Source organism: Lysobacter sp. Soil_N_23 (assembly GCF_057656135.1).
In genome coordinates this window covers 15,848-36,122 of record NZ_JBDGKY010000028.1, presented here as the reverse complement: position 1 = coordinate 36,122, position 20,275 = coordinate 15,848, and the positions used below count along the sequence as shown (strand labels likewise).

20 protein-coding genes are annotated in these 20,275 nt (G+C 67.9%); 9 read left to right on the top strand and 11 right to left on the bottom strand.

The features are described 5' to 3' along the window. Window positions 1–225 precede the first annotated feature (225 nt). The 6 genes from aqpZ to mfd all read right to left on the bottom strand — a co-directional run bounded on the left by aqpZ (window position 226) and on the right by mfd (window position 7,477). Window positions 226–945 (bottom strand): aquaporin Z, encoded by a 720-nt coding sequence (gene aqpZ / locus AC3A3X_RS16450; RefSeq protein ID WP_487584101.1) that lies wholly within the window; start codon window positions 943–945, stop codon window positions 226–228. Between the two features lie 299 nt (window positions 946–1,244). Further along, window positions 1,245–1,685 (bottom strand): hypothetical protein, encoded by a 441-nt coding sequence (locus tag AC3A3X_RS16445; RefSeq protein WP_487584100.1) that lies wholly within the window; start codon window positions 1,683–1,685, stop codon window positions 1,245–1,247. 254 nt (window positions 1,686–1,939) lie between these two features. Continuing rightward, on the bottom strand, window positions 1,940–2,800 hold the full coding sequence (locus tag AC3A3X_RS16440) for a pirin family protein (protein ID WP_487584099.1): 861 nt from the start codon (window positions 2,798–2,800) through the stop codon (window positions 1,940–1,942). Between the two features lie 98 nt (window positions 2,801–2,898). Then, window positions 2,899–3,315 carry a hypothetical protein gene (locus AC3A3X_RS16435; protein WP_487584098.1) on the bottom strand — a complete coding sequence of 139 codons (417 nt, stop codon included), beginning with the start codon at window positions 3,313–3,315 and terminating at the stop codon, window positions 2,899–2,901. Between the two features lie 79 nt (window positions 3,316–3,394). After that, a complete protein-coding gene (locus AC3A3X_RS16430; protein WP_487584097.1) occupies window positions 3,395–3,895 on the bottom strand; it encodes a histidine phosphatase family protein in 501 nt (166 codons plus the stop codon). Window positions 3,896–3,967: 72 nt separating this feature from the next. Beyond that, a complete protein-coding gene (gene mfd, locus AC3A3X_RS16425; RefSeq protein ID WP_487584096.1) occupies window positions 3,968–7,477 on the bottom strand; it encodes a transcription-repair coupling factor in 3,510 nt (1,169 codons plus the stop codon). Window positions 7,478–7,658: 181 nt separating this feature from the next. Here mfd and AC3A3X_RS16420 point away from each other — a divergent pair, with 181 nt between their 5' ends. Next, the gene (locus tag AC3A3X_RS16420; protein ID WP_487584095.1) at window positions 7,659–8,138 is read left to right on the top strand and encodes a MarR family winged helix-turn-helix transcriptional regulator; all 480 of its coding nucleotides are present in this window, start codon (window positions 7,659–7,661) and stop codon (window positions 8,136–8,138) included. A 102-nt stretch (window positions 8,139–8,240) separates the two neighbouring features. After that, window positions 8,241–8,666, top strand: coding sequence for an organic hydroperoxide resistance protein (locus AC3A3X_RS16415; RefSeq protein ID WP_487584094.1), 426 nt, complete (start codon window positions 8,241–8,243; stop codon window positions 8,664–8,666). Window positions 8,667–8,778: 112 nt separating this feature from the next. Here AC3A3X_RS16415 and AC3A3X_RS16410 read toward each other — a convergent pair whose 3' ends face one another. Both AC3A3X_RS16410 and AC3A3X_RS16405 read right to left on the bottom strand, forming a co-directional pair. Next, window positions 8,779–9,828 (bottom strand): class I SAM-dependent methyltransferase, encoded by a 1,050-nt coding sequence (locus tag AC3A3X_RS16410; protein ID WP_487584093.1) that lies wholly within the window; start codon window positions 9,826–9,828, stop codon window positions 8,779–8,781. Window positions 9,829–9,934: 106 nt separating this feature from the next. After that, window positions 9,935–10,486: an N-acetyltransferase family protein gene (locus tag AC3A3X_RS16405; RefSeq protein WP_487584092.1), complete on the bottom strand. Its 552-nt coding sequence runs from the start codon at window positions 10,484–10,486 to the stop codon at window positions 9,935–9,937. Window positions 10,487–10,598: 112 nt separating this feature from the next. Here AC3A3X_RS16405 and AC3A3X_RS16400 point away from each other — a divergent pair, with 112 nt between their 5' ends. After that, window positions 10,599–10,949: an MmcQ/YjbR family DNA-binding protein gene (locus tag AC3A3X_RS16400; protein WP_487584091.1), complete on the top strand. Its 351-nt coding sequence runs from the start codon at window positions 10,599–10,601 to the stop codon at window positions 10,947–10,949. A 124-nt stretch (window positions 10,950–11,073) separates the two neighbouring features. Continuing rightward, complete coding sequence (locus AC3A3X_RS16395; protein WP_487584090.1) at window positions 11,074–11,985, top strand: cation diffusion facilitator family transporter; 912 nt, start codon at window positions 11,074–11,076, stop codon at window positions 11,983–11,985. A 232-nt stretch (window positions 11,986–12,217) separates the two neighbouring features. Here the strand turns inward: AC3A3X_RS16395 and AC3A3X_RS16390 are convergent, their stop codons facing one another. Next, window positions 12,218–13,078 (bottom strand): 23S rRNA (adenine(2030)-N(6))-methyltransferase RlmJ, encoded by an 861-nt coding sequence (locus tag AC3A3X_RS16390; protein ID WP_487584089.1) that lies wholly within the window; start codon window positions 13,076–13,078, stop codon window positions 12,218–12,220. Between the two features lie 144 nt (window positions 13,079–13,222). Here AC3A3X_RS16390 and creB point away from each other — a divergent pair, with 144 nt between their 5' ends. The 5 genes from creB to AC3A3X_RS16365 all read left to right on the top strand — a co-directional run bounded on the left by creB (window position 13,223) and on the right by AC3A3X_RS16365 (window position 18,456). Beyond that, complete coding sequence (creB, locus tag AC3A3X_RS16385) at window positions 13,223–13,906, top strand: two-component system response regulator CreB (protein ID WP_487584088.1); 684 nt, start codon at window positions 13,223–13,225, stop codon at window positions 13,904–13,906. Further along, complete coding sequence (gene creC / locus AC3A3X_RS16380; RefSeq protein ID WP_487584087.1) at window positions 13,903–15,342, top strand: two-component system sensor histidine kinase CreC; 1,440 nt, start codon at window positions 13,903–13,905, stop codon at window positions 15,340–15,342. The genes creB and creC overlap by 4 nt, the downstream gene beginning before the upstream one ends. Before the next feature lie 94 nt (window positions 15,343–15,436). Further along, window positions 15,437–16,807, top strand: coding sequence for a cell envelope integrity protein CreD (gene creD, locus AC3A3X_RS16375; RefSeq protein WP_487584086.1), 1,371 nt, complete (start codon window positions 15,437–15,439; stop codon window positions 16,805–16,807). A gap of 60 nt (window positions 16,808–16,867) precedes the next feature. After that, complete coding sequence (locus AC3A3X_RS16370) at window positions 16,868–17,494, top strand: GNAT family N-acetyltransferase (protein WP_487584085.1); 627 nt, start codon at window positions 16,868–16,870, stop codon at window positions 17,492–17,494. 53 nt (window positions 17,495–17,547) lie between these two features. Continuing rightward, the gene (locus AC3A3X_RS16365) at window positions 17,548–18,456 is read left to right on the top strand and encodes a carbon-nitrogen hydrolase family protein (RefSeq protein WP_487584102.1); all 909 of its coding nucleotides are present in this window, start codon (window positions 17,548–17,550) and stop codon (window positions 18,454–18,456) included. 31 nt (window positions 18,457–18,487) lie between these two features. Here AC3A3X_RS16365 and AC3A3X_RS16360 read toward each other — a convergent pair whose 3' ends face one another. Together AC3A3X_RS16360 and AC3A3X_RS16355 are read right to left on the bottom strand one after the other, a co-directional pair. After that, window positions 18,488–19,066, bottom strand: a complete 579-nt coding sequence (locus AC3A3X_RS16360; protein WP_487584084.1) for a phosphatase PAP2 family protein — start codon at window positions 19,064–19,066, stop codon at window positions 18,488–18,490. Beyond that, a complete protein-coding gene (locus AC3A3X_RS16355; protein ID WP_487584083.1) occupies window positions 19,063–20,247 on the bottom strand; it encodes a glycosyltransferase family 4 protein in 1,185 nt (394 codons plus the stop codon). Before AC3A3X_RS16355 ends, AC3A3X_RS16360 begins: the two co-directional genes overlap by 4 nt. Window positions 20,248–20,275: the final 28 nt, after the last annotated feature.

Genomic DNA, 20,275 nt, shown 5'->3' with positions numbered 1-20,275 from the left:
TGCAGCCAATTCACGCGGGCAGCGCACCGACCCGACACGCGAAGTCGATGAAACAACGGCAGCGTTGGGAAGGAGGGAGTGGGGTGTATTTCGCGAACAGTTAACGGAGCGAAGCGGAGGTTCGCGGAATACACCCCACCTCCTCCCCTCGGCCACGCACGCAACCTTCTGCCCTCACCCCAACCCCTCTCCCGCAAGCGGGAGAGGGGCTCATGGCGCCAGGACTCAGCGTTGCGCGTCGTCACCCAGCCAGCGGTAGATCACGCCGCCGAGCAGACCGCCCGCGATGGGCGCTACCCAGAACAGCCAAAGCTGCGAAATCGCGGTGGCGCCGGCGAACACCGCCACGCCGGTCGACCGCGCCGGATTCACCGACGTGTTGGTGACCGGGATGCTGATCAGATGGATCAAGGTCAGCGCCAGGCCAATTGCCAATGGCCCGAAGCCGGCCGGCGCACGCGGATGGGTCGCACCGAGGATCACCACCAGGAACATCGCCGTCATCACGACTTCGCACAGGAACGCCGCCGCGATCGAATAGCCGCCCGGCGAATGCGAACCGTAACCGTTGCTGGCGAATGCACCGGCCGCATTGGGATCGACCGCGAACGTGGCCGTGCCGCTGGCTATCTGCCAGAGGATGAAACCGGCGAACAGACCGCCGAGCACCTGCGCGATGATGTAGGGAAGAAGATCACGCGCCGGGAAACGGCCGCCGGCCCACAGACCGAAGCTCACTGCCGGATTGAAGTGGCCGCCGGAGATGTGCCCGAGCGCGTAGGCGCCGGTCAGCACCGTCAGGCCGAATGCGAGCGCCACCCCTAGAAAGCCGATACCCAGCGGATTGCCATCGCCGCCGAAATTGGCTGCCAGCACCGCGCTGCCGCAACCGCCCAGTACCAGCCAGAACGTGCCGATGAACTCTGCCCCGAGACGCTTGATCATGCTGCCTCCAGTTCCTTCCTTGCGAAGTGACGGAAGCCCGGGTCGTACTGCCAACCTTCCGCCCGGGCGGTGCTGATGCAGTGGGTGCACCCAGCCGCTGGGGCGGGGCCGGCCCATCTTAGGAGGCGGCTGTAGAGCCGGGGTGATGTTGGCCGAAGCGCGTGGCCAGGTCGGTGGCCGATGATCGGCGCCAATGTGCCGGCAGGCACGCCAAGTCGCCAGCAGGCTGCCTCGCCTGTTGGTACTGCGTCGGTGCGCGCGCCCGCGAGCCGCGGCCAGGCCGCGGCATTCACTGTTGCTTACTTGCTGCTCAGCCGGGTTGCCGGGAACCGGATCGACTGCGCCAACATGATCGAATTGCCAAGCTGTGCATCGCTGGCCTGCAGCCAGATGTGCGCGGTGCGACCGTCCTGCAGCTCGATCAGCGTTTCACGCACCTGCATGTCGGGCTTGATCGCGACCTCGCCCTTGTACCAGTACATGCTCTGCCCATCGATCATCCCGGCTTCGGCGCGATTGCCGCGCTTGGGCGAGAACGGTGACTTCGACGAGATATACAGGCCGAACGCTTCGGAGCCGTCCTCGCGCAGCGCCCGACAGAAGTCGGCTCCGCCGCTGCCCTTGTATTCCCAGACCAGCCCCGAGCTTGCGGGCAGTTGTGGACACGTCCCCTGACCCTGAGCCAGAACGTCCTGCGCCTGTGCGTTCGCCGCGAACATGAGCCCGGCGAGCACGGGCAAGGCCGACATACGCCATGCCGTCGTTTTCACGACTAACCCCCTGTGGTCGATTGCCTAACAGCCCCTAACCCCGAAAATGCACCCGAAACACCAGACCGGGTTGACCAAAACGTGATCAAGGTGCCCGATCTGGACCGAACATAGTCCAGAAAACGGCACTTGACAAATAACGTTGCTTAATAGGCAGGTGACCGGGCTTATGGATCCGGCACCCCGGGGAGCCGCTGCCGGGGGAGGCGGGGCTGCCAGGAGCCTCAGCGCTCCGGCAGGGGAATGAACTCGTCGTCGCCCGGGACATTGCCGAACCGTCCCTCCAGCCAGTCCTGCTTGGCCTGCTCGATCCGCTCCTTCGAGCTGGACACGAAGTTCCACCACAGGTGGCGGGGGCCGTCCAGCGGCTCTCCACCCAGCAACATGGCCTTGACCGGGGTACGCGCCCGCAGCTTCGGCCGGGTGCCGGGGTCGAGCACGACCAGGTGCATCGCCGGGATGTCGACGCCGTCGAGCTGGGCGTCGCCTTCCAGCACATACAACGCCCGCTCGGCATGGCCGTCGTCGAGCGCCAGCTCGGCATCGGCGTCCAGGTCGATGGCGACGTACAGCGTCCCGCTGCAGACCTTCACCGGCGATTCCTCGCCGTAGCCACGGCCGGCGACCACGCGTAGCCAGCTGCCATTGCGGCGCTGCTGCGGCAGGGTCGCGGCCGGGTGGTGGAAGAAGCCCGGAGCGGCTTCTTCGTCCGAGCGTGGCAGCGCAACCCAGGTCTGCATGCCGTGCAGCGGATGCTCGTGTTCGCGCAGCGTCGGCGGAGTGCGTTCGGAGTGAGCGATGCCGCGTCCGGCCGTCATCCAGTTGACGTCGCCGGGATTGATGTCCTGGTCGCTGCCGAGGGTGTCGCGGTGGGTGATCGTGCCCGACCACAGGAAGGTCACCGTCGCCAGGCCGATATGCGGGTGGGGGCGCACGTCGATACCGCGACCGGCCTCGAACAAGGCCGGCCCCATGTGGTCGACGAACACGAACGGGCCGATCGAGCGCGCCTGGATACTGGGGACGGCGCGCCGCACCTGGAATCCGCCGAGGTCGTGTACGCGCGGTGAAACGATCGTGGTCATGTCGGTTCCTCGTCGTGACTGTGCAGGTCGCAGCTTGGCATGCCATCGCCGGCGGCTGCGTTGCGTTTGATGAAACAGCCCGTTACGGCCAGCGAACGCTAGCTTCCGCCGCCTGCGCCGGTTTGCAGGCGCAGCGTGGCGGCCGGTTCGGCGCCATGCTCCAGGCCGACAAGCGTGAGCGCCCATGGCCCCATCGGTTGCGGCGCCGGGTTGGCGCTGTGCAACACCACGTCGACCGCCTTGCCTGCCTGATCGAACACCAGCTTCACCTCCGCGTCGCCGGCCCACACGCACTGCACCGTGGGCGGGCAGCGCGAATCGTTGGCTACGCCGACGTAACGCAGTGATGACTGTCCCGGCAGCATCGCCCGCTCGCCCGGCCGCAGCGTGAAGTCCTGGTTGGTTGATACCTGCATGCCGCCGCGCACCGGGCTGCTGCAGCCGGCGCAGGCGGCCAGGATCATTGCAGCCAGCGTCGGTGCGGCGACGGCAAGCGATCTTCTCAGTTGGCTCATGGCGGCGATTGTAGGCGGCGATGTGAAGTGGCCGTGCAGGGCTCGTGGCTCGAATCGAGTCGTGCCTCCCACAGATTGCTTACTGTCGGCCTTCTTCCAATACCGCCTGGCCCTGCGCATCAATGCGCACAGTTGTCAGGCGGTCATACTCGGCCTCGCTCATCTCCGCCACGGCACAGCTGCACAACGCGGCTGCAATGCCCGGAATGGTGTTGCTGTGTCCGACTACGAGCACGCTTTGCCCGACGTGCCCGCGCTTGAGCCGTGCAGAAAAGTCGGCTGCGGATTCCTTGGCGTCATAGGTGACCACTGTCAGGTGATGACCGCGCGCAGTCGGCGCCGCAGTCTGCTGCGTCCGGCGAAAGCCGGTGGAATAGACGGCGTCGAGCGGCACGTCGGCCAGTCGCACCGCCAGCGCGTCGGCGCGGGCCAGTCCGGCTGGGGTCAGCTCGGGGTCCTTCGAGCCGTCGGGCACCTTCTCGGCGTGGCGTACCAGGATGAAGGTGGTCGCCGGCGGCGGGCGGGTCACGCAACCGGCGAGGAGGGCAAAGGCAAGCAGGACGGGCAGGGTGAACTTCATCGGGCATTCCGCGCGAGGGTTGCCGCGCAACCATAGCGTCTTCCCCGCAACCCTGTCTCCGGCCTCGGCACGTCAGGCCGGCTGCAATGCCGTCACGATTCCACGCGCCGCCAGCAGTCGTGACTGTGCATCCGGCAGTTCCAGGGTCATGCGCAGCTTGTCCGGCCCTTCCATGCGATAGAGCCTGGGCTGGCCCTGGATGAGCTTGATGATCGCCATCGGATCGACATTGGGCTTCTCGACGAACTGCACGCGTCCGCCCTTCTCGCCCAGGTCGAGCTTGCGGATGCCCAGCGTGGTCGCGCGCTGCTTGAGCTCGGCGATGGCGAACAGATGCTTGGCCGCGTCGGGCAGCAGGCCGAAGCGGTCGATCATTTCGACCTGCAGTTCGCGCAGCTCGTCGACGTCGCGGGCGCCGCTGATGCGCTTGTACAGCGTCAGGCGGGTGTGCACGTCGGGCAGGTAGTCGTCCGGGATCAGGGCCGGCACATGCAGTTCGACGTCGGCGCCACGGGCATGGCTACCGTCGACATCGGGCAGTTCGCCGCGCTTGATCGAGCGCACCGCGCGTTCGAGCAGCTCGGTGTACAGGCTGAAACCGACCTCTGCCATCTGCCCGCTCTGTTCCTCGCCGAGCAGCTCGCCGGCGCCGCGGATCTCCAGGTCGTGCGTGGCCAGGGTGAAGCCGGCACCGAGCTCGTCCATCGCCGCGATCGCATCCAGGCGCTTGCGCGCATCGGCGGTGATCGATTTCTTGTCCGGCACCACCAGGTAGGCGTAGGCACGGTGGTGGGAACGGCCGACGCGGCCACGCAGCTGGTGCAGCTGTGCCAGGCCGAACTTGTCGGCGCGGTTCATGATGATGGTGTTGGCGTTGGGGATGTCGATGCCCGATTCGATGATCGTCGTCGACAGCAGCACGTTGAAGCGTTGCTTGTGGAAGTCGAGCATCACCCGTTCCAGTTCGCGCTCGGGCATCTGGCCGTGGGCGACGCCGATGCGCGCCTCCGGCACCAGTTCCTCCAGCTGGCGCTGCATGCGGCCGATGCTCTCGACGTCGTTGTGCAGGAAGTACACCTGTCCGCCGCGCGACAACTCACGCTGGAACGCTTCGCGCAGCTGCGCGTCGTCCCACGGCACCACGAAGGTCTGCACCGCCAGGCGATGCGCCGGCGGGGTGGCGATGATCGACAGGTCGCGCAGGCCGGCCATGGCCATGTTGAGCGTGCGCGGGATGGGCGTGGCGGTCATCGTCAGCAGGTGGACGTTGGCGCGCAGTGCCTTCAGCGCTTCCTTCTGGCGCACGCCGAAGCGCTGCTCCTCGTCGACGATCACCGCGCCCAGGTCCTTGAAGCGCACGTCCGGCTGCAGGAGCCTGTGCGTGCCGACGACGACGTCGATCTTGCCCTCGGCGACCTTTTCCAGCTCGGCCTTGATCTCCTTGGCGGTCTTGAAGCGCGACAGCACCTCGACCTTGAGCGGCCAGTCGGCGAAGCGGTCGCGCATGGTGCGGTAGTGCTGCTCGGCCAGCAGCGTGGTCGGCACCAGCACCGCGACCTGCTTGCCGGCGGCGGCGGCGACGAAGGCGGCGCGCACCGCGACCTCGGTCTTGCCGAAGCCGACGTCGCCGCAGATCACGCGGTCCATCGGCTGGCTCGAGCCCAGGTCGCGGATCACCGCTTCGATCGCCGAATGCTGGTCGGGCGTTTCCTCGAACGGGAACGCGGCGGCGAACGGCTCGTACATGCTGCGGTCGATGTCGATCGCAAGGCCCGCGCGGGCCTGCCGCTTGGCCTGGATCTCGAGCAGTTCGGCGGCGACGTCGCGGACCTTCTCCGCGGCCTTGCGCTTGGCCTTGGTCCACTGCTCGCCACCGAGCGAGTGCAGCGGCGCGGTTTCGTCGGAGGCGCCGGAGTAGCGATTGATCAGATGCAGTTGCGCGACCGGCACATACAGCCGGTCGCCCTTGGCGTACTCGATCTCCAGGTACTCGCCCGGCAGGCCGCCGGCCTCCAGCGTGATCAGGCCGCGATAGCGACCGACGCCGTGATCCTCGTGGACGATCGGCGCGCCTTCGCTGAGCTCGCCCAGGTCGCGGATGATCGCCTCGGGTTCGCGGCCGACGCGGCGGCGACGGCGCGGCTGGCTGGCGCGCTCGGGGAACAGCTGGCGCTCGGTAAGCACCGCGATCGCGGGTTCGCTGACGGCAAAGCCGTCGTCGAACGGTGCAACAGCGATCGCGAACCGTGAAAGCCCCTCTCCCGCTCGCGGGAGAGGGGTTGGGGTGAGGGCAGATGTGAGGGCAGGCGCAAACGCGCCCCATCCGGAGAGCACCTCCGGCCGCAACCCCGCCCCCTGCAACAACTCCAGCAGCGCCTCGCGCCGGCCGGCCGAATCGGCGGCGATCAGCACGCGTCCGGGATAGCTGCCGAGGAACGATTTGAGCGCATCGGCCGGCGCGTGGTCGCGCGCAGCGATCGGCAATGCCGGCGCCGGCTGGTCACCCAGCGCTTGCGCGCGGTCGCGCTGCGGATGGCCTTCGCCGCAGACCTCGACGCGGTTGCCTTCGTTGAGACGCTCGCGCAGCGCATTCGGCGCCAGGTACAGTGCGTCCGGCGGCAGCAGGGGTCGTTCGAGATCGTGGCGACGCTGCTCGTAGCGTTCGCCGGTATTGGTCCAGAACTGCTCGGCCGCCTCGAAGGCGCCGTCGCCGATCACCGGCAGCGTGTCATCGGCGAGGTAGTCGAACAGCGTCGCGGTCTTGTCGAAGAACAGCGGCAGGTAGTACTCGATTCCCGGTGGCGTAAGTCCGGCCTTGAGGTCCTGGTACAGCGCGCTGCGGCGCGTGTCGAGATCGAAGCGGTCGCGCAGGGCGTCGAGCGCCCGCTTGAGCGAGGCGTCATCGAGCGGGACTTCGCGGCCCGGCAACAGGTGCACCGCGTCGATCTTGTCGAGCGAACGCTGCGACTCCGGATCGAAGGCGCGGATGGTGTCGATCTCGTCGTCGAGCAGTTCGACGCGGAATGGCTGCTCGGCGCCCATCGGATAGACATCGAGCAGGCCGCCGCGCACGGCGAAGTCGCCCGGGTCGAGCACCTGTGGCACGTGGCGGTAGCCGGCCGATTCCAGCCGGCGCTTTTCCGCGTCCAGGTCCAGGCGCTGGCCCAGCCTCACGTCGAAGCTGCCGCCGACGATGTGCTTGAGTGGCGCCAGGCGCTGCAACAGGGTCTGGACGGGCACGACGACGATGCCGCGCTTGAGCGCTGGCAGGCGGTGCAGTGCCGACAGGCGCTGGCTGACGATGTCCGGGTGCGGGCTGAAAATGTCGTAGGGCAGGGTTTCCCAGTCCGGGAAGGCCAGCACCGGCACCTCTGCCTGCCCGGCCAGCAGCGTTTGCAGGTCGGATTCGAGCTGGTGGGCGGTCTGGTTGTCGCGAGCCACCGCGAGCACCGGGCCCGCGTGCGCGCGTGCCGCCGAGGCGATGTGGAAGGCCAGCGCGGAAGGCGATGCCGGCGCGCGCCACCAGGCGCGCTGCTGTCCGGCCTTGGGCAAGGGCGGAGTGGGGAAATCGGACTTCGGCATCGGGGGGTCTCGATCGAGAAAACGCATGCAGCGCCGGCAGCCATCGCCGCCAGCGCAAAGAGGCTGCATTTTACGTGAGTGGGGCGGCTAGGACCGGAACGGCCGGCGTGGACCGCAGCGTTCCGCGGGTCGTGATAATAATCGCTTGCAAGTAGATAGCGCACTATGTAAAGTGCGCCGCATGAAGACTGCAGCCACCAAGGGATCACGGGCGAAAGCGTCAGGGGCCAAGGCGCCGCAGACGCTCGACGAGCAGCTCTGCTTCGCCCTGTACTCGACCGGGCTGGCGCTCAACAAGGTCTACCGCAAGCTGCTCGGGCCGCTCGGCCTGACCTACCCGCAGTACCTTGCGATGCTGGTGCTGTGGGAGCGCGACCAGATCACGGTCAGCGAGATCGGCGAGCGCCTGTTCCTGGACTCGGCGACGCTGACTCCGCTGCTCAAGCGGATGCAGGCCGCCGGTCTCATCACCCGCACCCGCGCGCTCGACGACGAGCGCCAGGTCATCATCGCGTTGACCCCGGAAGGGCGTGCCCTCAAGGCCAGGGCGCGAACGGTGCCGGCCGACCTGTTCTGCGCGGCGGAGTGCTCGATCGACGAGATGGTGTCGCTCAAGCACCAGCTCGAGTCCCTGCGTGGGAGCCTGGCGAAGAACGCATGAGCGCCCGCACGTCTGACATGTACATAGTGCACGATCAACTGTCGCACTAGTAAAAAACCGCCGGCAACGGCACTTCCCCGCAAGCCCCCAAAGGAGTCACCCATGTCCCTCGACAAAGTCCTCTACACCGCCCATGCCACCGTCACCGGCGGCCGCGACGGTCGTGCCGTCTCGTCCGACAACGTGCTCGACGTCAAGCTCACCACCCCGCGTGAACTCGGTGGCGCCGGCGGCGAAGGCACAAATCCGGAGCAGCTGTTCGCAGCCGGCTACTCGGCCTGCTTCATCGGCGCACTGAAGGTCGTCGCCGCGCGCGAGAAGATCGCTTTCCCGGCTGACGCCAGCATCGAAGGCAGCGTCGGCATCGGCCCGGTCGGCCAGGCGTTCGGCATCCAGGCCGAGCTGAAGATCTCGCTGCCGGGCCTGCCGCGCGAGCAGGCTGAAGCGCTGGTCGAGAAGGCCCACCAGGTCTGCCCGTACTCGAACGCGACCCGCGGCAACATCGACGTCACCCTGACGATCGTCTGACGCACCACCGTCGCCTGCCCTTGTATGAGCGAGCTTGCTCGCGACCAGACGTTTCCGGAGCGCCTCCGTCTGATCGCGAGCAAGCTCGCTCCTACATGCCGTGAAGCCGGCCTCAGGGCCGCGCTTCCAGCACCAGGTTGAACGGTGTCTGCGTGGCGCGGCGGAAGCGCTTGAATCCGGCTTCCTCCAGCACGGCGCGCAATCGCGCCTCTCCGGCCTGCGCTCCGAGCGCCGGTCCATTGCGCGCCAGCGATACCGGCACGCAGATCTGCGATGACGCGCCGTAGTAGACGCGACCGACCGGGTTGAGATTCTCCTCGACGCTGTCGCCGGCGAAAGGCTCCACCAGCATGCAGGTGCCGTCGGGCTTGAGTGCGTGCAGTGCGTGCCGCGCCGCGCCGACCGGGTCGGCCATGTCGTGCAGGCAGTCGAAGAACGCAATCAGGTCGAAATGGTTGCCGCTGTATCCGGTGGCGTCGGCGACTTCGAAGTAAGCGTTGTCGACGCGCGCCTGGCGGGCGCGTTCGCTGGCGACCTCGATCGAACCGGCGTGGTAGTCGTAGCCGATGAAGCTCGATTTCGGAAACGCCTGCGCCATCAGCGCCGTGCTCGCGCCGTGCCCGCAACCGACGTCCGCGGCCTTGCCGCCGGCCTTGAGTTTCTCGATCACGCCATCGAGCGCCGGCAGCCAGCTGGTGATCAGGTTGGCGTTGTAACCGGCGCGGAAGAAGCGCTCGGTGCCGTGGAACAGGCACGGGTGGTGCTCACCCCATTCCATGCCCTTGCCGGTGCGGAAATTGTCCTTGGTGCGTTCCAGCGCATGGAACGTCGCCTCGACCAGCGAGTACGCGCCTGGCAGGTCGACCGGTCCGCCCGGATCGGCCAGGCACAGGGCCTGCTCCGGGCTCAGTGAGTAGGTGTTGGCGGCCGCGTCGTACTCGACGTAGCCGCCCGCGGCCTGGTTGCCGAGCCACTCGCGCACGTAACGCTCGTTGGTGTCGGTTTCCGATGCCAGTTGCACCGAGGTCATGGGGCGCTTCGCCAGGGCCCGGTACAGGCCGAGCTGGTCGCCGACCAGCATCAGCGTGGCGCTCATCGCCGCGCCGAGGTCACCCACGGCGTGGCCAAGGAACTGGTTGAGGCGTTCTTCGTTTACGGTCATGGCAGCGTCCGGAAGGGTGGGGTCCTTCCATGGACGCGCGGCAGCACCCTGCCGCAGGCCCCCCAAGCAAAGATTCGAACGCGGCAACCTTGTCCTTGCGGACAGCTCAGGTCTTGCGTGCCTTCAGGTCCAGTGCGACCCGGATCAGGCCGGGAGCGTCCTGCTGGAACTCGCGCTGGAAGCCCAGTGACTCGGCCAGCGAAAGCATCGCCTGGTTGTGCTCGAACACATCCCCGTAGACCCGGTCGAGCTTCTTGCCGCGGGCCCATTTCACCAGCCGCGTCATCAAGTACCGGCCCAGGCCCATGCCGGCGACGTAATGGCTGACCAGGATGGCGAACTCGGCATCCTTCCCGTTCTCGTCGATGGCGATGCGGGCCACTGCGCCGACCAGGGCTTCGCCCGGCGGCAGCGGCTCGGCCGCGACCAGTGCGAATTCAGTCTTGGGGTTGATCCGCGTCATCCGCTCGGCCGTGTCCGCGGTCAGCTCCTTGAGCGCATACAGGAAGCGCTGACGAACCTCTTCGGGCTCTAGCAGGGAGAAGCTCGCGCGGATGGGGTCGGCGTCTTCGGGCCGAATCGGGCGTATCAGCACTTCGCGCCCGTTGGGGAGGCGCATTCTTTCGTGCCAAGGCGGGAGGCGTTCGCGCGCGGCCATGGGCGGATATTGGCACACTTCCCCGCTGAGGCGTATTCACAATCTTCACAAGGCGCCCGTGGGCGGGGCCGTTCATCGGCCAACCGGCGGGGCGGCGACAGAGAACGATCATATGAACGAAGACACGGTGCGCACCTGGCTGGAGCCGTGGCAAGGCGTGGAGGAGTCGGTGAAATGGGAGGACGACCTGGTCTTCTCGGTGGCCGGCAAGATGTTCTGCGTGATCTGCCTGCGTGGACCGAAGGCGGGCAGCATGAGTTTCAAGGTCGAGGACGAAAGGTTCCTCGAGCTTACCGAGCGGCCGGGCTTCATCCCCGCCCCGTACCTGGCGCGGGCGCACTGGGTGCATATCGAGCAGCCCGGGCGCGTGCCGGCCGGGGAACTGCGCGAGCTGGTCCGCCGCAGCTACGAACTGATCCGCGAGAAACTGCCGAAGCGAACCCAGCGCGAACTCGCCGACTGATCGTCGGCCGGGACAGGCGCGATGGCCGCGCGTACAGCCCGGCCATGTGCCGATGTAGACTCGCGCGATTCAGGTTCGGCACTTCAGTTCCGCACTCCAGCGACCCAGACACTAAGGAAGGCACATGGCAGGTGGTGGTGATTCGACCCGCGCGATCCTGTTCGCGTTGGGCGCCAATTTCGCGATCGCGGTCGCCAAGGGCGTGGCTGCGTTCTTCACCGGATCCAGCGCGATGCTGGCCGAGACGGTGCATTCGCTGGCCGACTGCGGCAACCAGCTGCTGCTGTTGCTTGGCATGCGCCAGGCCCGCAAGCCGCCATCGCCGGAGTACCCGCTCGGCTACGGCAAGGCGATCTATTTCTGGTCGTTCCTGGTGGCGGTGATGCTGTTCACCGTCGGCGGCATGTTCTCGCTGTACGAGGGCATCCACAAACTGCAGCATCCCGAGCCGATCAAGCACTGGTACTGGGCGGCGGGCGTGCTGACGTTCGGCATCATTGCCGAAGCGGTGTCGATGCGCGCTTGCCTGGTCGAGGTCAACAAGGCGCGCGACAACCGCAGCCTGTGGCAGTGGTTCCGCGAGAGTCGCCAGGCCGAGCTGGTGGTGATCTTCGGCGAGGACCTGGCGGCGCTGTTCGGCCTGGTGTTTGCGCTGATCGCGGTGTTGCTGGCGGCGGTTACCGGCAATCCGCTGTGGGATGCGATCGGTACGATCACGATTGGTGCTTTGTTGATCGTGGTCGCGGTGTTCGTCGCGATCGAGGTCAAGGCGATGCTGATCGGGCAGAGCGTGGATCCGGCGCGGCAGAAGCAGATGCGCGAGTTCCTCGATGCGCGTCCGGAGATCACGCGGGTGATCAGCCTGATCACGCTGCAGTTGGGCAACGAGGTGCTGGTGTCGGTGCAGGCGCAGATGCGCGAGGAGCACAGCGTCGCCGGTCTGACTGATCAGATCAACACGGTCGAGCGGGCGCTCAAGCAGAGTTTCCCGGAAGTGCGCTGGAGCTTCTTCGAGCCGGACCGCAAGACAGCCTGAAGATCCCCCACCGTCGTCCCGGCGAACGCCGGGACCCAGGCCCGCACCGCATCAGTTCCCTCACCGTCGTCCCGGCGAACGCCGGGACCCAGGCCCGCACCGCATCAGCATTGTCACGTCGTCCCGGCGAAAGCCGGGATCCATTTTGACTTTGCCTTTGCTCCTGGCTTTGCGAAGGACAACGTCGCTGGGTCCCCGCCTTCGCGGGGATGACGGTGAGCGCGAATGCTTCCTACGCCGCGCGCACAAGCCACTCCAGCCGGCTGGCCGCCCCCGGCCCTTCACCGAGCTCTTTCGACAGCAGCGGAAGCACGCCAGCCAGCGCCTGGTCCAGTTGCCAGGGCGGGTTGAGGATCAGCAGGCCGCTGCCATTCATTCGCAGCGGCGAGTCATCGGCCCGGACCTGCAGTTCGGCCACGAACGACGACTTGGCCGGGATCGCCGCCGCGCGCCGGTAGAACGGTTGCAGCGCACGCCGCAGCTTGATCGGATACCACAGGGCAAACGTCCCTTGCGGCCAGCGGCTGATGCCTTCGCGCAGCGCCCCGATCGCGGTGTCGAACTCTTCGAGCTGCGCCTCGTAGGGCGGGTCGATCAGGACCAGGCCGCGGTTGTAGCGGGTTTCGCCGATACGCGCCGGCAGCAGTGCCTTCATTGCGGCATAGCCGTCGCGGGCATGCACGGCAACGCGCGGGTCGCGTTCGAACACGGCCTTGAGCTGGCCGGCTTCTTCCGGCTGCAGCTCACAGGCGGCGATCCGGTCCTGTTCGCGCAGGGCGTGGGCCAGCAGCCAGGGCGAGCCCGGATAGCTGGCCTGGCCGTGTTCGTGGCGGCAGGCCCGGATCGCGGCCAGATAACGTGCGATGGCCGGGTGCTTGGGCGCCTCGGCGATCAGCCGGCCGATGCCGCCTTCGGCCTCGCCGGTGCGCTGCGCCGAATTGCTGTCGAGCGCGTACAGGCCACGGCCGGCGTGGGTATCGAGTGCGAACACCGGCGCCGGCTTGGCGACCAGTGCATCGCAGATCGCCAGCAGTGCGATGTGCTTGAGCACGTCGGCATGGTTGCCGGCGTGGAACGCGTGACGGTAATTCATGGGGGACGGAGGAGCGGGGACCCGCACAATCTACACGCACCGCTCGTTCCGGGCGCGGCGAGTGGGCTGCTACGCTTGCCCTGACAACGTCCCTCGCTGCACCTTCGGACCCCACCGACACTTCGGCGCCGCTGCCCCCCACCCATGCACATCCTGCTGGTAGAAGACGAACCCGCCATCGCCGACATCGTCCTGCACGCCCTGCGCGCGGACGGCTTCGAGGCGTCGCATTGCCTCACCGGGCGCGATGCGCTGGCGCTGGCGCGCGGCCAGACCTTCGACCTGGCGGTGCTGGATGTCGGCCTGCCCGACATCGGCGGCTTCGCGCTGTGCCGCGAGCTGCGGCGCGGACGCGACCTGCCGGTGATCTTCCTGACCGCACACAACGCCGAGGCCGAACGCATCCTCGGCCTGGAAATCGGCGGCGACGACTACGTGACCAAGCCCTTCTCGCCGCGCGAGCTGGTGGCACGCGTGCGCGTGGTCTTGCGTCGATTGCACCACGAGGCGCCGGCCGCCGCCGGTTTCGTCCACGACGTGGAGGGCAAGCGCATCACCTTCCGCCGCCAGCTGCTCGACCTCACGCGTTACGAGTACGGGCTGCTGGCCGCATTGCTGCAGCGCCCCGGCGCGGTGTTGTCGCGGGCGCAATTGATGGACCGGGTCTGGGGCAACGCCCTCGACAGCGGCGATCGCACCGTCGACACCCACATCAAGACGCTGCGGGCGAAATTGCGCGAGGTCGCTCCCGACCTCGATCCGATCCGCACCCACCGCGGCCTGGGTTACTCGATCGAGATGGATCCGCGCGAGGCCGCGCGCGAATGAAGATCGGCCTGCGCATCTTCCTGGGCTACTTCCTGATCGTCGCGTTGGCGGGCCTGCTGCTGGCGCAGGTGTTCGTCGCCGAGGTCAAGCCCGGCGTCCGCCAGGCGATGGAAGACACCCTCGTCGACACCGCCAACGTGCTCGCCGAGCTCGCCAGCGATGACTTCATCGCCGGACGCATCGACGACGGCACCTTTGCCCGCCGGGTGCGTGCGATGGCGCGCCGCGACTATGGCGCCAGGATCTGGGGCTTCGGCAAGCGTTCCTCGCAGTACCGCATCTATGTCACCGATGCCCGTGGCATCGTCGTGTTCGACAGCAGTGGCCGTGATGTCGGTGCCGACTACTCACGCTGGAACGACGTCTATCTGACGCTGCGCGGCAAGTACGGCGCCCGGTCCAGCCGCAGCGAATACGCCGATCCGAATTCGACCGTCATGCATGTGGCCGCGCCGATCCGCGATGGCCAGGGCAAGGTCATCGGCGTGCTCACGGTGGCCAAACCCAACAGCGCGATCGCACCGTTCATCGAGCGCAGCCAGGGCGTGGTGCTGCGCTGGGGCGCGGTGTTGCTGGGCGTGTCGCTGCTGGTGGGGCTGGTGGCGGCGTGGTGGTTGTCGCGCCAGCTGGGCGAGTTGCGCCGCTATGCCAACGGCGTCACCGCCGGCGAGCGCGTCACCTTGCCGCATGCCGCGGGCGAGTTCGGCGATCTCGGCCAGGCGCTGGAAACGATGCGCGTGCGCCTGGAAGGCAAGCAATACGTCGAGCAGTACGTGCACACGTTGACGCACGAGATGAAGAGCCCGCTGGCGGCGATCCGCGGTAGCGCCGAACTGCTCGAAGGTCCGCTGGAGGAAGCCGACCGGATCCGCTTCGCGGCCGCCATCCGCAGCCAGAGTGATCGGCTGGCGCAGATGATCGACAAGATGCTGGCGCTGGCTGCGGTCGAGCATCGCCAGCGCCTGGAGCAACCCGAGCCGGTGGCGCTGGCGGCGCTGGCCGAGGAGGCGGTTGCGCAATGCGCGACGCGACTGGCGCGTTCGCAGGTGGCGTTGGACGTCGATCTGCCGGCCGACCTGCCGACGATCGACGGCGATCCGTTCCTGCTGCGCCAGGCGCTGATCAACCTGATCGAGAACGCGGCCGATTTCGCCCCGCCCGGCAGCCGCATCGAACTGCACCTGCAACTGCAGCGGGAGGGCGAGCGCCAGGTCCAGGCACTTGAAGTCCGCGACCGCGGCGCCGGCATCCCGGACTACGCGCGTGATCGCGTGTTCGAGCGCTTCTATTCGCTGCCGCGCCCCGGCAACGGCAGTCGCAGCAGCGGCCTGGGCCTGTGCTTCGTTGCCGAAGTGGCAACCTTGCACGGTGGCGAGGCCAGCCTGCAGAACCGCGAAGGCGGCGGCGCCGTCGCCCGCCTGTCGCTGCCCGACTGAGAGCGCGGGGACTTCACCCTCGCTTCACCGTGGCGCCATCGTCGCCACGCGTTCGCCCTCGATCCTGTCGCCAATACCCCGACAGGAGTTGCACATGCGCCTTGCCTTCAAGATCGTCATGGTCGTCGCGATGACCATCGCGATCCTGGTTCCGCTGCTGATGATCCGCGGCGTGATCGACGACCGGCAGAACTACCGCGCCCAGGCGGTCGCCGATATCGCCCGCAGTTACGCCGGCGCGCAGTCCTTCGCCGGGCCGGTGCTGGTGGTGCCCTACACCGAGACCGTCGAGGTCGAGGAGCCCGACAAGTACAACATCGTCCACAAGGTGCAGCGCGAAGTGACCCACCACTGGACCTTCTTCCCGACCACGCTCGACGTGCGCGGACCGATGCGTCCGAGCACGCGCAAGCGCGGCCTGCACGAAGTGCGGGTGTACGAGTGGCACGGCAAGGCCAAGGCGCGCTTCGAGGCGCTGATCCCGGCGCCCGAGTCGGTGCCGCGCAAGATCGGCAAGCCTTGGCTGAGCTATGGCATCGCCGACGTGCGCGGCCTGCGCGCATCGCCGCAGCTGCGCATCAACGGCCGCAGCCAGGCGGTGGAGGAAGGCCTGGGCAGCCGCAGCGGTTCGGGCCTGCATGTGCGCCTGGCCGAGCCGCAGGCCGGAGAGGTGCTCAGGCTCGACACCGAGCTGGACCTGGTGCTCGGTGGCACCGAATCGCTGGCGCTGGTGCCGCTGGGCAAGAGCAACCGCTTCGGCCTGCAGTCGAGCTGGCAGCACCCCAGCTTCGGCGGCAGCTCGCCGCGGCACGAGCTCGATGCTTCCGGCTTCAAGGCCGACTGGGAGATCGCCTCGGTCGCGACCAACGCCCAGCGCCAGTACCAGCAGGGGCAGATCCTGCCGGACCTTCGCGGCGGCATCGCCGACATGGACGGCATCGATGCGGTCGGCGTGTCGCTGATCGACCCGGTCGACATCTACACCCAGGCCGACCGCGCGACCAAGTACGGCCTGCTGTTCGTGCTGCTGACCTTCGTCGGCTTCTTCATCTTCGAGCTGATCAAGCAGCTGCCGATCCACCCGATCCAGTACGGCCTGGTCGGCCTGGCGCTGGCGATCTTCTTCCTGCTGCTGGTCAGCCTCAGCGAACACATCGCCTTTGCCATCGCCTACCTGGTCGCCAGCATCGCCTGCATCGGTCTGATCGGCTTCTACCTGGTCGCCGTGCTGCGCAGTGTTGGCCGCGGCCTGGGTTTCGCCGCCATGCTGGCCACGCTCTATGCTGCGCTGTACGGCCTGCTGGTGTCGGAAGACAACGCCCTGGTGCTCGGCGCCGGACTGCTGTTCCTGGTCCTGGCCGCGATCATGGTGGTCACCCGCCGGGTGGACTGGTATCAATTGGCCGGATCGCGACCGGCGCCGCGTGATCCAGCCATCGACGGCAGTCGTCGTGAACCGTCCTGAACATCCCGCCGATCCGACCCATCCACTTCCACCGCGACAGGGAAACCCAAGATGTACGTCATGGATGCCAAAGCCCCTGAAACGCCGTCCGCACTCGATGTGCGCTGCTACAGCGGCGCTGCGATCTCGCCCTGGCTCGACGACCTGGCCCGCCTGCGCATCGCCGTGTTCCGCGACTGGCCGTACCTCTACGACGGCGATGCCGGTTACGAAGCGCAGTACCTGCAGACTTACCTGCAGTCGCCGCGCAGCATCGTGGCGCTGGCATTCGACGGTGACCAGGTGGTCGGCGCCTCGACCGGGATGCCGCTGGCGGCCGAGTCCAGGACGTTCCTGGATGCGTTCGACGGAGTCTCGCTCGATCCGCAGGAGGTGTTCTATTGCGGCGAATCGGTGCTGCTGCCGCAGTACCGCGGACGCGGCATCGGCCATCGCTTCTTCGACGAGCGCGAGGCCCACGCACGCAGCTACGGCGACTATGCGTGGACCGCGTTCTGCGCGGTCGATCGCGAGCCGGGGCATCCGCGTCGCCCGGCCTTCCATCGCGGCAACGAGGCGTTCTGGAGCAAGCGCGGCTATCGGCCGCGCCCGGAACTGCAGGCGCACCTGACCTGGCGCGAGGTCGGCGGCGCCGTCGTCGACCACTCGCTGACATTCTGGCTGCGACCGCTGGAGCGGACACGATGAGCGAGGGCGTGCTCCAAAACGGCGTGCTCCAAAACGGCATGCACCACAACGGCATGCACCACAACGGCGCGCTCAAGGTGGCCGTGGCCAAGTACAGCGTCGGTGCGCCGGACGACTTCGCCGCCTTCGCCGGCAAGCAGGCGCGCTGGCTGGACGAAGCGCGCCAGCAGGGCGCGCAGATGGCGGTGCTGCCCGAATACCTGGCGCTGGAACTGGGTGCGATGTTCGACGAGGCCACGCGCGGCGACCTGCACGCATCGCTGGCGGCGTTGCAGGCCTGGCACCGTCCGTGGCTGGAGCTGTTCTCGCGCCTGGCGCGGGAACGGCACATGCACGTGGTGGCCGGCACGTTCCTGCTCGACCTGGGCCGTGGCCGTTATCGCAATCGCAGTTACACCTTCGCGCCCGATGGCAGCCACGTCTGGCAGGACAAGCTGCGGCTGACCGGGTTCGAGAAGGCCGCCGGAGTCATCGAGTCCGGCGACGAGCTGAAAGTATTCGAGACCGGGCCCGTGCGCAGTGCGGTCGCCGTCTGCTACGACAGCGAGTTCCCGTTGCCCGTACGGGCACAGTGCGAGGCCGGGGCCCGTCTGCTGGTCGTGCCCAGTTGCACCGACACCGAGGCGGGCGCGACCCGTGTGCGCGTGGGTTGCCTCGCCCGCGCGCTGGAGAACCGCTGCTTCGTCGCCCAGTCGGTGACGGCCGGCGTCGCGCCGTGGAGCCCGGCGCTGGACACCAACACCGGCGAGGCGGCGTTGATCGCCCCGATGGACGTGGGCCTGCCGCACGACGGCATGATCGTGCAGACCCGCGGTGAACAGCACTGGGCGGTCGCCACGCTCGACTTCGCCGCGCTCGAGGCCAGCCGCGCACAGGCCCAGGTGGCCAACGACCGCGACTGGGCCAGCCAGTACTTTCCCAGCGTCGCCCGGGCCAAGGTGGTCCGCGCCGTAGCGGCGTGAATGCAGCGGGCGCGCAGCCCGCGCCCGGGCTTCAACCGAACAGGGACACGCCGGGCACCAGCCACAGCGAAAACCCCGCCAGCGACGTGCCGATGGCCGTCGCCGCCAATACGTCGCTGGGGTAGTGCAGTCCCAGCACCACGCGCGAAGCGGCAACGCTGGCGGTGAATGGCACCAGCAACCAGGCCAGCATCGGGTAGTGCGCCATCGCCACCAGGCTGAAGGCAACCGCGTGCAAGGTGTGCCCGGACGGGAAGCTGAACTCGTCCAGCGGCGCGACCCAGGCATGGATGCGCTGATCGGAGGCGAACGGACGCGGCCGTCGCGTCCAGCGCTTGAGCAGCTTGTAGAGCGTCAATGCGATCACTCCGGTCGCAGCCAGGTGTGCCGAAGCAGCCAGGCCATCGAGACCGTCGACCACGATCAGTGCAGCCATCAGCACGTACCAGAACACACCGTCGCCGAGCCGGCTGACCAGTGCGAAGTAGGAGCGCGAGCGACCGCCTTCGCCCAGGCGATTGGCGCGCAGGCACCAGCCCGAGTCGCCATCGAGCAGGCGCTTGTGCAGCGAGGGGCGATGCAGTATCCGGTGCAGAGAGTGGCGGTTCATGACGCCTCCTGTTCTGACGGAGTGGAGGGCGGGGTGGAAGGCAGCGGGATGCCTGCGGTGCGGCGTGCCTGCACCAGGCCCTGCAGCAATGCGTCGAAATCGGTGGCGACCTGTTCCGGGCGCAGGCTTGCGACGGCCTGGCGCGTGGCCATCCGCATCGCGCTGCGGCTGAGGTCGTCGCCGGCGATGCGGGTGCACGCAGCGATGAAGCCGGCTTCGTCGCCGTTGGCGATCGCCGCGCCGTGCACGCCGTCGCGCAGGTATTCGCGCGCGGCGCCGTAGTCGAAGGCGACGGTCGGCACGCCGCTGGCGAGGGCTTCCAGGGTGACGTTGCCGAAGGTTTCGCTGAGGCTGGGGAACACGAACAGGTCGCCGCTGGCGAAGTGCCGCGCCAGCTCCGCGCCGCGCTGCACGCCGCAGAAGATGAAATCCGGGTTGTCCTGCTCGAGCTTCGCCCGCGCCGGGCCGTCACCGATCCAGACGAAGCGCGCCCCGGGGCGCGCGCGCTGCAGGGAACGGAACGCACGCACGGCCAGGTCGAGGTTCTTCTCCGCGGCGATGCGCCCGACGTAGATGGCGGCAAAACCGTCGTCACCCAGTCCCCACTGCGCGCGCAGGCCGAAGTCGCGGCGCTGCGGATCGAACAGCGCGGTATCGACCGCGCGCGGCAGCCGCACCACGTTGTCGAAACGCTGGCCCTGCAGGAAATCGACCAGCTCGCGCGTCGGCACCACGGTGGCATCGGCACTGTTGTGGAAGCGCCGCATCCAGCGCAGCGCGGTCTGTGCCAGGAAGGCGACGCCGTAGTCGCGCATGTATTCGTCGAACCGGGTGTGGAAGCCGGTCGCGGCGGGGATGTCCAGGCGTCGGGCCGCGCGCAGCGCCGACCAGCCCAGCGGTCCCTCGGTGGCCACGTAGATCGCATCCGGGCGCATCGCCTGCCATGCCTCGCGCAACCTGCGCGTGGCGGGAAAACCGATGCGCAGGCCCGGGTAGCGTGGCAGCGGCGCGCCGGGCACCAGCAATTCGTGGATCGTCGCGGTATCGTCCTCGCCCTGCCGTGGCCGCACCACGTGGACGTCATGGCCCCTGGCGCGCAGGCCCAGTTCCAGGCCCTGCACGGTCAGTGCGACGCCGTTGATCTCCGGCGGGTAGGTTTCGCTGACGATCGCATAACGCATGCGCGGCTCCCGGTTTGCGCAAGGTTGG